11 protein-coding genes and 1 pseudogene are annotated in these 14,769 nt (G+C 67.0%); 10 read left to right on the plus strand and 2 right to left on the minus strand.

Annotated features, from left to right (window positions below; genetic code table 11):
• The first annotated feature begins 87 nt into the window (after positions 1-87).
• The 9 genes and pseudogenes from miaB (at position 88) to RSPPHO_RS01175 (ending at position 10,114) form a co-directional block, all read left to right on the plus strand.
• A pseudogene (miaB, locus tag RSPPHO_RS01130) lies at positions 88-1,405 on the plus strand (tRNA (N6-isopentenyl adenosine(37)-C2)-methylthiotransferase MiaB).
• The gene (locus RSPPHO_RS01135; protein WP_014413448.1) at positions 1,402-2,364 is read left to right on the plus strand and encodes a PhoH family protein; all 963 of its coding nucleotides are present in this window, start codon (positions 1,402-1,404) and stop codon (positions 2,362-2,364) included. The pseudogene miaB and the gene RSPPHO_RS01135 overlap by 4 nt, the downstream one beginning before the upstream one ends.
• A complete protein-coding gene (gene ybeY / locus RSPPHO_RS01140) occupies positions 2,354-2,929 on the plus strand; it encodes an rRNA maturation RNase YbeY (protein WP_041793665.1) in 576 nt (191 codons plus the stop codon). Before RSPPHO_RS01135 ends, ybeY begins: the two co-directional genes overlap by 11 nt.
• Complete coding sequence (locus RSPPHO_RS01145) at positions 2,926-3,873, plus strand: hemolysin family protein (RefSeq protein ID WP_014413450.1); 948 nt, start codon at positions 2,926-2,928, stop codon at positions 3,871-3,873. Before ybeY ends, RSPPHO_RS01145 begins: the two co-directional genes overlap by 4 nt.
• Before the next feature lie 105 nt (positions 3,874-3,978).
• Positions 3,979-5,598: an apolipoprotein N-acyltransferase gene (gene lnt, locus RSPPHO_RS01150; protein WP_014413451.1), complete on the plus strand. Its 1,620-nt coding sequence runs from the start codon at positions 3,979-3,981 to the stop codon at positions 5,596-5,598.
• Between the two features lie 176 nt (positions 5,599-5,774).
• Positions 5,775-6,311, plus strand: a complete 537-nt coding sequence (locus RSPPHO_RS01155) for a helix-turn-helix domain-containing protein (RefSeq protein ID WP_051013984.1) — start codon at positions 5,775-5,777, stop codon at positions 6,309-6,311.
• 141 nt (positions 6,312-6,452) lie between these two features.
• Positions 6,453-7,622 carry a methionine adenosyltransferase gene (gene metK / locus RSPPHO_RS01160; protein WP_041793666.1) on the plus strand — a complete coding sequence of 390 codons (1,170 nt, stop codon included), beginning with the start codon at positions 6,453-6,455 and terminating at the stop codon, positions 7,620-7,622.
• Positions 7,615-8,352 carry a tRNA (guanosine(46)-N7)-methyltransferase TrmB gene (gene trmB, locus RSPPHO_RS01165; RefSeq protein WP_014413454.1) on the plus strand — a complete coding sequence of 246 codons (738 nt, stop codon included), beginning with the start codon at positions 7,615-7,617 and terminating at the stop codon, positions 8,350-8,352. Before metK ends, trmB begins: the two co-directional genes overlap by 8 nt.
• 1,147 nt (positions 8,353-9,499) lie before the next feature.
• Positions 9,500-10,114: a hypothetical protein gene (locus RSPPHO_RS01175; RefSeq protein WP_051013541.1), complete on the plus strand. Its 615-nt coding sequence runs from the start codon at positions 9,500-9,502 to the stop codon at positions 10,112-10,114.
• Between the two features lie 82 nt (positions 10,115-10,196).
• On the opposite strand, the gene glmU is transcribed toward RSPPHO_RS01175, so the two are convergent.
• On the minus strand, positions 10,197-11,531 hold the full coding sequence (gene glmU, locus RSPPHO_RS01180) for a bifunctional UDP-N-acetylglucosamine diphosphorylase/glucosamine-1-phosphate N-acetyltransferase GlmU (protein WP_041793667.1): 1,335 nt from the start codon (positions 11,529-11,531) through the stop codon (positions 10,197-10,199).
• A 226-nt stretch (positions 11,532-11,757) separates the two neighbouring features.
• Here glmU and gph point away from each other — a divergent pair, with 226 nt between their 5' ends.
• Positions 11,758-12,486, plus strand: coding sequence for a phosphoglycolate phosphatase (gph, locus tag RSPPHO_RS01185; RefSeq protein WP_051013985.1), 729 nt, complete (start codon positions 11,758-11,760; stop codon positions 12,484-12,486).
• A 65-nt stretch (positions 12,487-12,551) separates the two neighbouring features.
• Here gph and RSPPHO_RS01190 read toward each other — a convergent pair whose 3' ends face one another.
• Positions 12,552-14,690, minus strand: a complete 2,139-nt coding sequence (locus RSPPHO_RS01190; protein ID WP_014413458.1) for a FlgK family flagellar hook-associated protein — start codon at positions 14,688-14,690, stop codon at positions 12,552-12,554.
• Between the last annotated feature and the right edge of the window lie 79 nt (positions 14,691-14,769).

Genomic DNA, 14,769 nt, shown 5'->3' on the forward strand with positions numbered 1-14,769 from the left:
GCCTCCTCACACGTGATCACAGGAGCGGTGGTAGCCGCACGACAGTGGGACAGAGAAAACTTTTTTATAAAATCCTACGGGTGCCAGATGAACGTCTACGACGCCGGCCGCATGGTCGATGTCCTGGCGCCTCTGGGGCTATGATCTCATCGCCCGCCCCGAGGGCGCCGATCTGGTCATTCTCAATACCTGCCATATCCGGGAAAAGGCGGCGGAAAAGGTCTTCTCCGACCTGGGCCGCTTGCGGCCGCTGAAAGCGGCGCGGGCCGAGGAGGGCGGGCGCATGGTTGTTGCCGTGGCCGGCTGCGTGGCCCAGGCCGAGGGCGAGGCCCTGATGACCCGCATGTCCCTGGTGGATGTGGTGGTCGGGCCCCAGGCCTATCATCGCCTGCCCGAGCTGATCGCCCGGGTCGAGCGGGCCGCCGGGCGGGCCATCGACACCTCGTTTCCCCCTGAACCGAAGTTTGATGCCCTGCCCCAACCCACCGCCGATGGTCCCAGCGCCTTTTTGTCGGTGCAGGAGGGCTGCGACAAGTTTTGTGCGTACTGCGTGGTGCCCTATACCCGAGGCGCCGAGTACTCGCGGCCGGCGTCAGCGGTGCTGACGGAGGCACGTTCCCTGGTGGCCAGCGGCGCGCGCGAGATCACGGTGCTGGGGCAGAACGTCAATGCCTACCACGGGGAGGGTCCCGACGGCCGGCCGTGGTCCTTGGCCCGGCTGCTTGACGCTTTGGCCGAGATCCCGGGGCTGGCCCGTCTGCGCTACACCACCAGCCATCCGCGTGATGTGAGCGACGATCTGATCGCCGCGCATCGTGACAATCCGGTGCTGATGCCGTTTGTGCATCTGCCGGTTCAGTCGGGGTCGGACCGGGTGCTGCAAGCCATGAACCGGGGGCATGACCGCAAGACCTACCTGGGCTTGATCGAGCGCTTCAAGGCGGTGCGGCCCGATCTGGCGATTGCGTCGGATTTCATTGTGGGCCACCCCGGCGAGACCGAGGCCGACCTTCTCGACACCTTGTCCTTGATCGATGCGGTGGGCTTTGTGCACTCCTATGCCTTCAAGTTCAGCGCGCGTCCGGGCACACCGGCGGCGGCCCTGCCGGGGCAACTGGCCGACGAGGAAAAGTCGGCCCGTCTGGCCCGGGTGCAAGAGCGCCTGAGCGTGCACCAAGCGGCGGCGTTGCAGGCCTGCGTTGGCCAGAGCGTGGAGGTTTTGGTGGATCGTCGCGGGCGCCATCCCGGCCAGTTGATCGGGCGCACCCCGATGATGCAGCCGGTCCACGTCACCCATCCGGGGCTGGAGATTGGCGACTTGGTGCGGGTGCGTTTGGTGTCGGCGGGACCGCTCAGTCTGGCTGGCGAGGTCGAGGATCCCGTCTTGGCGCGGAGGCGGGCGTGAGCGCCGGCACCACCCAGGTCTCGCGGGTCTTTGCCGACAATGCGGCCTTGCAGGCGGTGATCGGTGTGGGCAACGAAAACCTGGATCGCCTGGAGCAGGTTCTGGGGATCACGGTGGCCGGGCGTGGCAACCAACTGACGGTGAGTGGGCCGTCGGATCGGGTGCAAACCGCCCTGGAGGTTTTGGACGCCCTGTATGCCCAGGCCGGGCGCGGTAGTGCGTTGGGCCCGGCCGAGGTTGATGCGGCGGTGCGGCTGGCGGGCGAGGCGGTGGTGCCGGTGGCCAGCGTGCGCACCCGCAAGACCGAGATCAAGGCGCGCTCGCCCAATCAGGCCCGCTACCTTGAAGCCATGCTCACCCATGATCTGGTGTTTGGTCTGGGGCCGGCGGGCACGGGCAAAACTTATCTGGCGGTGGCCATGGCGGTGTCGCTGTTTGTGCAGCGGCGGGTCGAGCGCATTATTTTGTCGCGACCGGCCGTTGAGGCCGGAGAGCGGATTGGCTTTTTGCCCGGCGACATGCGCGACAAGGTCGATCCCTACCTGCGCCCGATGTACGACGCGCTCCATGCCATGCTGCCCGGCGACGAAGTGGCGCGGCGTTTGGAAAGTGGTGACTTTGAAGTGGCGCCGCTGGCGTTCATGCGCGGGCGCACCTTGGCCAACGCCTTTGTCATTCTTGACGAAGCCCAGAACACCACGCCGACCCAGATGAAAATGTTTCTCACCCGCCTGGGGGAGAACGGCCGCATGGTGATCACCGGCGACGCGACCCAGGTGGACCTGCCGCTGGGCGCCAAGTCCGGCTTGCGCGATGCCCTGGAGGTGCTGGATGGCGAGCCGGGGATTGGCAAGGTGGTGTTTACCGACCAGGACGTGGTGCGCCATGACTTGGTGACCCGCATCGTGCGCGCGTATGACCGCCGCGACGGCTCTTTGGAGATCCGCCATGCCCGCTGACGCCGCCCCTGCCCTTTTCGATCTGGAGGTGGGCACGCCGGCCTACCCCGCCACGGCTTCGCTTCAGGTGGAGGACTCAGCCTGGGGTGAGGCCGTTCCCGACGTGCCGGTCCTGCTGACGCGGGCGATCCGCGCGGCTCTCCTCGGGGGAGATCCAGCGGGCCTGGACTTGGCCGAGGGCACGCCCTTGGACCTGAGCGTGGTTCTTTGCGATGATGCCCGGATCCAGGCGCTGAACCGGGAGTGGCGTGACAAGGATGCGCCAACGAATGTCTTGTCGTTTGCGGCGCTGGATGCCGAGGAGCCCTTGCCGCCGCCCGGCGCGGTGGTGTTGCTGGGGGACGTTGTGATCGCCCGCGAGACCGTGCTGCGCGAGGCCTTGGACCAAGGCATCCCCGTGGCCGATCATGTCTTTCATCTGGCGGTGCACGGTGTGCTGCATCTGCTGGGCTATGATCATCAAGAAGACGAGGAGGCAGTCGAGATGGAAGGCCTGGAAACGGCCATTCTGGCGGAGCATGGCATCCAAGACCCCCACGCCGCCCTGGACGGCGTTGGGTCATGAGCCCGTCCGCCTCGTCGTCGCCGGCCGACGACCCGCCGTCTCCCAGCGCTCCTTCCCGTCGGTCTGACGCTGGAGGAGCGGGACGCGACGCAGAGGAACGTTCCAACGGGGGCTTAAGCGGCTTTTTGCGCGGGGTTTTTCGCTCCCGAGGAGCCGAGGGCAGCGTTCAGGAGACCMTGGAGGCGTTGGCCGAGGCCCGGGACGATGGCGGCCAGCCGCTGTCCGACCATGAGCGCCTCTTGTTTGCGAACATTTTGCGGTTGGGTGATGTCACGGTCGAAGACATCATGGTGCCGCGGGCCGACATCATCAGTCTGGACGTGGCGACCCCGCTGGAGGAAGCCCTGGCGCTGTTCGCCGAGAGTGGTCACTCCCGATTGCCGGTTTTTCGGGACACCTTGGACAATGTGTTGGGAATGATCCATATCAAGGATCTGGTCCGCCCCCCGGCCCAGTTGCCTCAGTGCCTGGAGGGAGTCGCTCGGGAACTGCTGTATGTGTCGCCTAGTGCCCGCGTCCTGGACCTGATGCTGGAGATGCGCCAGCGCCGAACCCACATGGCCTTGATTGTGGATGAGTACGGCGGTATTGACGGTCTGGTGACGATCGAGGACCTGATCGAGCAGATTGTCGGCGATATCGAGGACGAATACGACGAGGACGAAACCCCTGATCTGGTGATGCTGGACGACGGTGCGATTGAGGCCGACGCCCGCTTGGATCTGGAGGATTTCGAGGCGCGCTTCGGGGTCCACTTTACCGACGAAGAGCGCGAGGAGATCGACACCTTGGGCGGCCTTGTGTTTCGTCTGGCTGGCCGGGTACCGACGCGAGGCGAGATCATTGTGCGCGAGGGCGGACCGGAGTTCGAGATTATCGACGCCGACCCGCGACGGATCCGACGCCTGCGCCTGCGCCACCTGCCCCGCCCCGACGAGCCCTAACCCCCGCCCCGCTCACCAAGGGCCCGAGGGGTCTGGGGAGGCCCTCGCCTCCCCAGCCTTCCCTTCCTGATCCTTCCCCCCCCCCTCCCCCATGACGGACCTCCCATGTTGACCCTCGCCCATCGCGTTCGCGCCTTGCGGGGCTGGCGGGCCCACGCCCTCGCCGTGGGGCTGGGCCTGCTGTCGGCCTTGGCCCTGCCGCCCGTGCACGGGCTCCCCGCCCTCATCGTGGCGCTACCGCTCCTCGTCTGGCGCCTCGACGCCACCCGCTCGCCCTGGCGCGCGGCCGGCCTGGGCTGGCTGTTTGGTCTTGGCCATTTTGCCGGCATGACCCACTGGGTCTCGGCCGCTCTTCTGGTGGATGCGGCGCGCACGGGCTGGATGGTGCCGTTTGCCGTGCTGGGAATGGCGGCGGGCTTGGCGGTGTTTCCGGCCCTGGCTCTGGGGCTGGCGCGGCTGGCGTGGCGCCCGGGCGTCGGACGGGTTTTGGTGCTGGCCGGGGCGTGGACGGCCGCAGAGGCGTTGCGCGGCTGGATCCTGACCGGGTTTCCGTGGGCGCCGATCGGCATGGTGTGGATGCCCTTGGACGCGATGATCCAGGTGAGCGCCTTTGTCGGGGTGACCGGCCTGAGCCTGCTGACCATGGTCCTTTTGGCGCTGCCGGCGCTGGCCGGCGATCCGGGGCCCCGGCCCTATCGCTATGGCGCGGTGGCGGCGGCGGTGCTGCTGTTTGCCGCCCTGATGGGCGCGGGACAGGCACGGCTGGAGGCCTATGCGGACGAAGACGGCACCTGGGCCGAGGATGGCACCTGGCGGCTGGTCGGGGGGGACGGCACCGACGAGGGGATGTTCCGGGCGCGTTTGGTGCAGCCGGCCATACCGCAAGCGCTGAAGTGGGACGCGGCCCGGATGGTGGATAATGTCCGGCACTACGTGAACCTGTCGGCGCGTCCTGGTCTGGAGGCCGTTGACGCGGTGATTTGGGGGGAAACGGCGGTTCCGTTTGCGCTCAATCTTGATGACGGGGCGCGCCGCGCGGTTCAGCCGGCCATTCCAGGCGGAGGAGTCTTGATTGCCGGGTCAGTGCGACGCACGCCGGCCGAGGCGCCCCTTCAGATCTGGAACAGCTTGTTTGCTCTAGATGACCAGGGGCGGATCATGGGGGTGTACGACAAGGCGCATTTGGTGCCGTTTGGTGAGTACATGCCGGCGGGGGACATTTTGCCCCTGAAGAAACTCACGGTAGGGAGCACCGACTTCACCCCGGGACCGGGGCCGCGCACCTTGGACGTGGGGCGGCTGCCGCCGTTTTCACCTCTGATATGTTACGAGGTTATCTTTCCTGGTCGGGTTGTGGCTCCCGGAACCCCCCGACCGGAGTGGATGCTCAACCTGACCAATGATGGATGGTATGGCCATTCCGCTGGGCCCTACCAACACTTTCAGATCGCCCGGCTCCGCGCCCTTGAAGAGGGCTTGAGTCTGGTGCGGGTGGCCAACACAGGCATCTCTGGGGTTGTGTCCCCCCTGGGGCGGGTCTCGCCGGTCTTGGGCTTGGATGTCGAGGGGATCCTTGATCTTTCGGTTCCGCCGCCGCTGTCGCAGGTGCCCCTGTATGGCCGCCTGGGCGAAGGATTTCCTGTGGGGCTTGCGTTGTTTTGCGCCGCTCTTGGAATTGTCCTTGGTCGCGAAAAGAGGGCCAAGTCCCCGGTTTCGCTTGACTAAAATTAAGGAGAATGGTAAGCCTTCAACTGGTGGTTCAGTTTCGACCCGAGACTGAAATAAAGAGCCCGGCGCCGGAGGGTGACGGGGAGCGGGGGCTAGCCTCCGCGCCCGGTTTCATCATGTCTCGGGGGTGGGTATCACGCCAAAGCAGCGAGGACCGAGCAATGAGCGCGATCATGCAGCCCGAAGACGAAGAAACGGGCCTGAGACGGTCTTCCAGAGGGCGGACTCCCTCCGGGCGACCCAATCCCGTGGATGTGCATGTAGGGGGGCGGGTGAGACTGCGCCGCACCCTTTTGGGGATGAGTCAGGAAAAGCTGGGAGAGGCCCTAGGGCTGACCTTCCAGCAGGTCCAGAAGTACGAGCGCGGCGCCAACCGGATTGGGGCCAGCCGGCTTTGGGATCTCAGCCGAGTGCTTGACGTGCCCATGTCCTACTTTYTCGAGGACATGGACGACGACACGGTCCAGCACAGCCCCATGAACATCGCCCAAGTGCCCAGCGAACCACTGGTGCACGAGGCGGACCCGATGACCCGGCGCGAGACGCTGGAGTTGGTGCGGGCGTATTACCGCATCACCGATCCGGCGGTGCGCAAGCGGGTGTTCGAGCTGACCAAGACGCTGGCCAATGCCGACGCCGGGGTAAGCGATGGTGTGATTGAAACTGGGGACGACGAGGACGACGCCCTGGGCGGGGCCGCCGCCGAATAAGCCCCGACATCGGGGCCTTGTGGCGGCTCTTGCGTCGTGACGGGCTCTCATGTCACAAGAGCCCCTTGCGCCGCGCCGCGAGGCTTTAAACCGGCCCCGGGAACTTCCGTTATCGCTATTCGGCGTTGGAGGAGAGAAAGCGTGTCCCAGTCTGACTACCTTTTTACCAGCGAATCCGTGTCCGAAGGCCACCCGGACAAGGTGTGCGACCGCATTTCCGATGCGATTGTCGATGCCTTTCTGGCCGAGGACCCGTTGGCCCGTGTGGCCCTGGAGACGCTGGCGACGACCAACTTCGTCGTGTTGGCCGGTGAAGTGCGTGGTCCCGACAGCCTGACCCATGAGCGCCTGAAAGAGATCGCCCGCACCGCCATTCGAGAGATCGGTTACGAGCAGCGCGGCTTCCACTGGAAGGATGCCGAGATCATTTCGCACGTCCACTCCCAGTCGGCGGATATCGCCCAAGGCGTGGATGCGGCCGATAACAAGGACGAAGGCGCGGGCGACCAGGGCATCATGTTCGGGTATGCCTGCACCGAGACCGAGCATCTGATGCCGGCCCCGATTGCCTACGCCCACGCGATCTTGAAGTCGATGGCCGAGGCCCGCCACGCCGGCGAGAGCGCCTTTGGGCCGGACTCCAAGAGCCAGATCACCCTGCGCTACGTGGACGGCAAGCCGGTGGGGGCTACCAGTGTGGTGGTGTCCACCCAGCATGCCGAGGCTCTGAGCCAGGCCGAGGTCCGGGAGCTGGTGCGCCCGCACGTTCTGAAGGTTCTGCCCGAGGGCTGGATGTGCCCCGAGGACGAGTTCTACGTGAACCCGACCGGGCGCTTCGTGATCGGCGGCCCGGATGGCGACTGTGGCCTGACCGGCCGCAAGATCATTGTGGACACCTACGGCGGCGCCGCGCCGCACGGCGGTGGGGCGTTCTCGGGCAAGGATCCGACCAAGGTGGACCGTTCGGCCGCCTACGCCGCGCGCTATGTGGCCAAGAACATCGTGGCCGCCGGCTTGGCCGACAAGTGCGTGATCCAGGTGTCGTATGCCATCGGCGTGTCCAAGCCGCTGTCGATTTACGTCAACACCCACGGCACCGGCCGGGTGGATGAAACCCGTCTGGCCAAGGTGGTGGGTGAGGTCGTTGACCTGTCGCCGCGTGGCATTCGCGAACACCTTCAGCTGTCGCGTCCGATCTATGCCCGGACGTCGTCTTATGGCCACTTTGGGCGTGCGCCGGAAGCCGATGGTGGCTTCTCGTGGGAGCGCCTGGATCTGGTCGATGCGCTGAAGAAGGCCTTCGGTGCCTGAGAGGCCGGAAACCCCCCGGACGTCATCCGGGGACGATGAACGGTTCTACGGCCGGCGCAAGGGCAAGCCCCTGCGCGCCGGTCGGCAGAAACTCTTCGACACGCTGCTGCCGGCCTTGACCGTGCCCTTGGCGGGGCTGGCCGAGGGCGAGACCCTGGATCCCCAGACGCTGTTTTCGCCGCCGCGGCAAGCGCTGTGGCTGGAGATCGGCTTTGGGGGTGGGGAGCATTTGGTGGCCCAGGCCGAGGCGCATCCCGAGGTTGGGGTGATCGGGGCCGAGGTGTTCGAGTACGGGGTGGGCAAGGCCCTGTCCCTGATCGACGCGGCGGGGGTCCGCAATATCCGGGTGTGGCCCGAGGACGTGCGAGCCTTGCTCACGCGGTTGCCGGAGGCCTGCTTGGACCGGTTGTTCGTGCTGTTTCCCGACCCTTGGCCCAAAACGCGCCACGCCCGCCGGCGGATGATTCAGCCGGCCCGTCTGGACCTGTTTGCCGCTCTTTTGAAGGACGGCGGCGAGTTGCGGGTGGCGAGTGACGACGCGGGCTATGTGCGTTGGACCCTTCAGCACGCGACGGCGCACCCGTTGTTTCGCTGGACGGCCACCGGCCCCGGGGACTGGCGGGACCCGCCGGCTGACTGGGTGCAAACGCGCTACGAGGCCAAGGCCCTGGCCGCCGGGCGCCGGCCGGCTTATCTGGTGTTCCAGCGATTGCCCCGCCCGACCCCATAAGGAGTCGAGGGGTCTGGGGAGGCCGCGCCTCCCCAGCCTTTCTTTTTCCGCTTTCCCGACGCCCAGTCCCGGGGGAAAGAACTCCTTGAGCCCTGGGGAAAAGTGCTCTATAAAAAGCGTGACATCTTCTTGACACGGCCGGCAGGCTGGCAGGGGGTGGGCCGGTGGCCCACCTTTTTTGTTTTAGGCGGTCCCGTGGACGAACAGGTCGGACCGATCCACTAGGGAGACACGACGATCGTGATGGGGCATCTGAATAAGCTGCTGGCCCCCACGCCGAGGCTTTGGGCTATGATTTGGTCCGGGTATCGCTGTTGGGCAGTGGCCGGCCGACYTTGCAGGTGATGGCCGAGCGTCTGGACGAAACCCGNTGACGGTGTCGGATTCGGCGAGGCCTTTGGTCGCGGGCGCTGTCGGCGGTTCTGGACGTGGAGGCAAGCCGGGGGGGATATGCCCCCCACGACCACACCTCGGCCGCGACGCGGCCGTCCCGCCACCCCTGCAGGGGCGGGAAAGTTGTAAGGTACCGTGGACGTGGAGGACGCCCCCCGTCCAGGAGACGGCAAGCGACGACTAACTCAGTCGCGCCCCTTCGGGGGCGCCTCCCCCTCTTTCCTCGTCCTCACCGCCGAGGCGGCGGTGAGGCTCGCTGCCCTCGCAAGGTACCGGGAGTCCCAGGTTGTGGTGTAGGGGCCTACGCCAGCCCCCCTTGGGGGGCGACTCTCTTCATAAGGTCGCAACCGTCCCAGGGCGGTTGCGACCTTATGTGTCAGGGCCCGGGCCACAACGTGTGCCAAATCGCGCGCCGATTTGTGCCAAATCGCGCGCCGGGCTACAATCGGACGATGTCACGCACTCTACTCCTGTCACCCCCTCGCCGAGAGCAGGGGTCCATCTTCAGCATTATCGGGGTCGAGGCCGGGGGGCAAGGTCATCGTGGGGGGCACACAGGGCAATCGAGTGAAGGAAAGCTGAAAACCGCGGATGTGCTCCAGGACAGGAGGGGCCTGGGGAGGCCTCGCCTCCCCAGCCTTCCCGATTGTCTTGACAAGGCTCCTCTCCTTCACCGGAGGGCCCAAGGAGGAGGGGGTGGTCGCAACGCCCATTGTCGGCCATAGTTAGGGGTGTCAGTCAGCAGGAGGTCCTCATGCTTTCCGTTTCTCTGTTGGCTCGTTTTCCGGCGTGCATGGCTCTGGGGCTTTGGGGCGGCTTGCTGCCGGGACTGGGGCTGGCGCAGGGAGTGGATAGCTGCAAAACGGCCCATCTGGCCTGTGTCAACGCTTGCCAAAGCCTGGAAAAGGATGAGGCAGCCCGTACCGGCTGCTCGGCTCGCTGCGCCGCCGACCGGGGGGTGTGCGAGGCCGAGCGCGGTTTGCTGGGCCTTTCGGATCAGGCGCAGCGGTTGCGCGGGTTTTTGGACGGCCTGACTGGCGACTCGGCGTTGTCCTTGTCCCCTCAGCAGTGCGATTTGGCGCAACGGGCCTGCGAGCACCTTTGTCGCGAGCGGCACGACGGCAACCAAGCAGCCCAGGCCGGATGCGAAAGCCGCTGCGCCGCCGAGGTCGTGGTCTGCCGCGCCCAGGCCGATTTGCGCGGGGCCGCCCCCCATCTCAAGGAAAATGTCGAGCGCTGGAATCGCTTCATGGAGGGCTTCAAGGATCGCAAGGGTTCGGTGGTGCCCCCGCCGGCCGACGCTCCCTACGACCTCCCCGAGGATTCGGTGCCGTCTCGGCCTTTGAAGCCGGGGGAAGTGGCTTTGTGAGGCCGTACAGGGGAGGGGAGCTTCAGGAAAGCAGAAAAGGCTGGGGAGGCGCGGCCTCCCCAGACCCCTCGGTCGTTTTTTTTTAGCGCTTCAGGCGGCGCATGCGTTCGACAAAGCGACGGGCCCAGCCGTCGCGGGTTTCTTGCGGGGCTCGGGTCAGGGCGAGGGCGCCGGCCGGAACGTCGCTTGTAATGGTTGAGCCTGCGCCCACCATGGCTCCGTCGCCCACGCTGACGGGCGCCACCAGGGCCGAGTTGGAGCCGATGAAGGCGTCGGCGCCGATGTCGGTGTGATGCTTGAAGAAGCCATCGTAATTGCAGGTGATGGTTCCGGCGCCGATGTTGGCCCGCGAGCCGATGCGGGCATCGCCAATGTAGGTCAAGTGATTGACCTTGGCCCCGGTCTCGACCGTCGCGTTTTTGATTTCAACAAAGTTGCCGATATGCGCGTTCTCGGCGATTCGTGCCCCAGGGCGCAGTCGAGCATAGGGTCCGATCAAGGCTCCGGTCGCCACGGTGCACGCTTCCAGGTGACAAAATCCTTTGATCTCGACCCCGGAGGCCACGGTCACGCCGGGGCCGAAGGTCACAAACGGCCCGACCGTCACGTCCTCGCCCAGCCGGGTGTCCCAACTGAAAAACACCGTCTCGGGCGCGCTCAAGGTCACGCCAGCGCTCATGGCGGCCCGGCGCAGGCGCTCTTGCACCACCCGTTCGGCTGTCGCCAGATCCTCGCGGCTGTTGACCCCCAGCAGGTCCTCGGCCGCACTTTCCACCACGTGGCAACGCCGCCCCGCCGCCCGGGCCAGGGCCACGACATCGGTGAGATAGTATTCCCCTTTGGCATTGGCATTGCCCACCTGAGCCAGCAACTCGAACGCAACCCGGCCCTCCAGCGCCATGACACCGGAGTTGCACAATCTCAGGGCCCGTTGCTCCGAGGTGGCGTCCTTTTCCTCCACAATGCCTTCCAACCCCTCGGGGCCGACCAGCAAGCGTCCATAGCCTGTGGGATCCTCCGGGCGAAAGCCCAGCACCACCACCGCCGGCGCCTCGGGGCCGGTCTGGGCGGCGACGAGACGCTCCAAGGTGGCCGAGGGCACCAGGGGGGTGTCGCCGTACAGCACCAAAACGGTTCCCGTGAACCCGGCCAGTGCGTCGCGCGCCTGGAGCACGGCGTGGGCGGTGCCCAGCCGCTCGGTCTGCTCCACCGTGGGGTGGGGGGCCACCGCCTGCGCGACCGCCTCCATGCCGGGGCCAATCACCACCACGGTGCGCGCCGGGGCCAGCGGCGCCAGGGCATCAAGGACATGCCCAACCAGGGGGCGGCCGGCCAGCGGATGAAGAACCTTGGGCAGGGACGAACGCATGCGGGTGCCCTGACCGGCGGCGAGGACGACGGCGGCAGTCTGACTCATGGGAGCGAGGGTCCTGAACAGGGGGAAGAGGACGCGGCCGAGGGTGCCACAGGGCTGGACGCGAGACAAAATGAACGATTAAACTGAACCAAGGTCAAGCCAAGCCGCTTTCCGGCGACCACGGTTTTTCGTATCGCCCCAGGCCCCCTTTTTCGGAAGGAGGGGTCTGGGGAGGCTCGCCTCCCCAGCCTTGCTTTTTCCGCTGTCCCCCCCGTCCCCGGATCACGTGAGGCTTTCTTTGCGCCCGCTAACGCTCAGTGACGAGGCCCGGTTTCGGGCCGTGATTTTTGATCTGGATGGCACCCTTTTGCACAGTGTGCCCAGCTTGACCAGGGTTCTGAACGCTCTCTTCGCCGAGGAGGGCTTGGCGCCGCTCGACGAGGCTCAGGTGTGCGCCATGGTGGGCGAGGGCGCTGGCTTGTTGGTCGCCCGGGCCTATGGCGCGCGCGCCGTGGGATCCGGCACCCCCGAGGACCCCGGGCATTCGGGGCGGGTCGCGCGCTTCATGGCGTGCTATGGAGCCGATCCGGTGTCCGGGGCCACCTTGTATCCCGGGGCGGCCGAGACCTTGCAGCACATGGCCGGCCGGGGCGTTCGCCTTGGCCTGTGCACCAACAAGCCCGAAGGGCCCACCCGAGCTTTGCTGGAGGCGTTTGCGCTGGCCCCTCTGCTGGGCGCCGTCATTGCGGGGGATACCTTGCCCTGGCGCAAGCCCGATCCCCGGCCCTTGCTGGCGACTCTCGAGCGTCTGGATGTTCCCCCGGGCGAGGTCTTGTTCGTGGGGGATAGCGCCATCGACGTGGCGTGCGCCCGCAACGCCGGGGTGCCCGTGGTCGTGCTGGCCCATGGCTACCGCCAAGGTCCGGTCGAGGCCCTGGGAGCCGACCGGGCCTTCCAGGGATTTGACGACTTGATGCCCTGGCTGGCCAAAGTGGCGCCCGGCGACCGAGCCTGAGGCAGGCTGAGTGAGGGGTCTGGGGAGGCTCGCCTCCCCGGCCTTTTCTTACCCCAACCGGCTCCTCAACGCATCGCGCTCTTCAGAATATCCATCAAATCCAAGGTCACGGAGCGGATGGCCGCCGAGGTCTCATACAACTGCTCCCACACGCGGCCTTGCGCCTCTTCTCCCTCCAGATCCAGCGGCCCCTCGCTGTGCAGGCGCAGGTCCAGGAGGTCGGTCAGCAAGGCCTGATCCATTTTGCGCTCCAGCGCCAAACGGGCGTTGCTGGCGGCCTCGGTCAAGCTCAAGGCCGCATAGTCGGCCAGGGTCTTTTGCACCTTGCCCAACCGCCCGGCCGGGTCAAAGCTCAGGCCCTGGCTAAAGGCGGCCGCCAGTCGCAAGGCCAGCGGAGGCACCCCCGGCCCCAGGGCATGGGTCCCGGTCAGGGGATCGGGCTCCGGCACGCTGCGGGCAAGCCGGGAAGGATCGGCCGCCAGCACAGGCGCCAAGGTCAACCGGGCGCTGGTGCCCGCCAGCGAGGGAGCCACCCCAAGAACGGCCATGACCGTTGTCTTGCCCTTTTTGGGGACCGGGCTGGTGATCAGCAGCCCGGGGGCACGGGCCCGCAGGCGCAGCCGGTTGCCCGCCCCCTCGCGGACAACCACCGCCTCGACCACTGCGGCCACGGCGTCCTCGGTGTTCAAGGCGTTGGCAATGTCGCGCAAAGTCCACTGCGGGCGGAGACGGACGTTCCGGGGCGGTGGCGGGTCGGGATCGGTGGCCAAGGTGAAGGTCAAGGTGCCGGCCAGCGGCAAGGCCCATCCCGCAGGCAGCAACGTGCTGTCCATCAGCTCTTCCGTGACCGGGGCGTCGAACAAGAGGCCAAGGCCAAAGAGCTGGGCCAGTCCGGGGGACAGTCGGTCCACGCCATGGGGAGGCCAGCCCGTGTGGAGTTGACCGTCATCGTTGATCCCCAGGACCCCCCCGTCGTCGCGCCATGTCAGGGTCAGGTCCGGCGCGTGCAGGTCGATGACCAGCCGTTCGTCCTCCAAGGAAACACGGGCGGCACTCAGGCCTTGACCATGCAGCCAGTCCTCCAAAGCCCCCAGGACATCGGCCAGCGGACGGGCCGTGTCTCCCAGGATTTGCGACAGGAGGATCTTGGCGCGCTCGCGCCCGTCGGCCCCGCACAAGATCACGGCGCTGTCGCCGGCCAGAAGGGCCAAGCGCTGGCGGTGGGGGGCGACGAAACGGGCACTCCCTCGCACCACCGGGGTGGGGATCGGGAAGCTGACGCCTAGGGCGTGAATGGGGTTGAGCACCCCCATCAAGCGCGCCGCCAGGGCATCAAGCTCGGCCTGAACGTCGGGCAGAACTCGGTCGCGCAGGTCCATAAGGGCCCCGAGGCGGCCCCCTTGGACCTGGGCGGTGATGTCGATCACGCCGGCCAGAAGGGCGCCGGCCCCTCCATCGCGCCACGTCTCATGGACCGGGGCGTCGCCGAGGGGGAGATAGGACAAGGCCACCGGCGAGACGTCGAGGAGGAGGGTGGACGGCCTCGTTTTCTGGGGCGGCGTGCACAGAGCCAGGACGCCGCTCGACCGCTCGAAGGCGCCGACTTCCATCAGGTCGTTAATCTGTCGCAACAAGGCCTCGCGCTGGGCCCGCCGGGGCCGAGCGTCGGTCGCGTCCATCACTGCAATGCGATCATTCAGGGCGCTCATGGCCCCGATGTGGGCGTTCAATGCGGCCACCCCCTCGGCCAGGGCCTCATCCACATCGTGGCGCACCTGGGCCAAACGCTCCGCCAGGGCGTTGAACGCCTGTGCCAAGCCCTGGGCTGTAGCCACGACCGGTTCGGCCGGCGCTTCCGGGGTCGTGGCAAAGGCCAGGGCTTCTTCGCCCAGGGCTTTGACCCGGCGGGGGAGGCCCTCGGGGTCCACCGGGGTGCCCAGGGCCTCGGCGAGAGCTTCGTAGTATTGGGCGTGGGCCTCGTCGTGGGCTAGGCGGGACGTTTCAGCGCGAAATCCGCGTGCCAGATGCTCGCGAACCACCCGGGGCGCCGCCAGCGGCCGACGCGTTCCCGGCTCGGGAGGGCGCGGGGGGGCCGGGGCCGGCGTTGCTCCCGTTCGGACCAGCGCGGTGGTCAGGGCCTCCAGGCTCTTGCGGGCGTTTTGCAGGCCCGAGACGGCACTGCCGAAGGTGGAGCCAATCTTCACGCGCGACGGTCTCCTGTCGTTTCCTGTCTCGGGCGGTCGTCGTTCCCGGGGGGGGCGGACGGACCGCAGAACATCGAGA

It is taken from the genome of Pararhodospirillum photometricum DSM 122 (assembly GCF_000284415.1).
In the GTDB taxonomy this organism is placed as follows: Bacteria; Pseudomonadota; Alphaproteobacteria; order Rhodospirillales; family Rhodospirillaceae; genus Pararhodospirillum; species Pararhodospirillum photometricum.

Coding starts and splice junctions, on each gene's coding strand:
- ybeY (WP_041793665.1), top strand. CDS start 2,354: ATGCCCGCTGACGCCGCCCCTGCCCTTTTCGATCTGGAGGTGGGCACG.
- lnt (WP_014413451.1), top strand. CDS start 3,979: ATGTTGACCCTCGCCCATCGCGTTCGCGCCTTGCGGGGCTGGCGGGCC.
- RSPPHO_RS01175 (WP_051013541.1), top strand. CDS start 9,500: ATGCTTTCCGTTTCTCTGTTGGCTCGTTTTCCGGCGTGCATGGCTCTG.
- glmU (WP_041793667.1), bottom strand. CDS start 11,531: ATGAGTCAGACTGCCGCCGTCGTCCTCGCCGCCGGTCAGGGCACCCGC.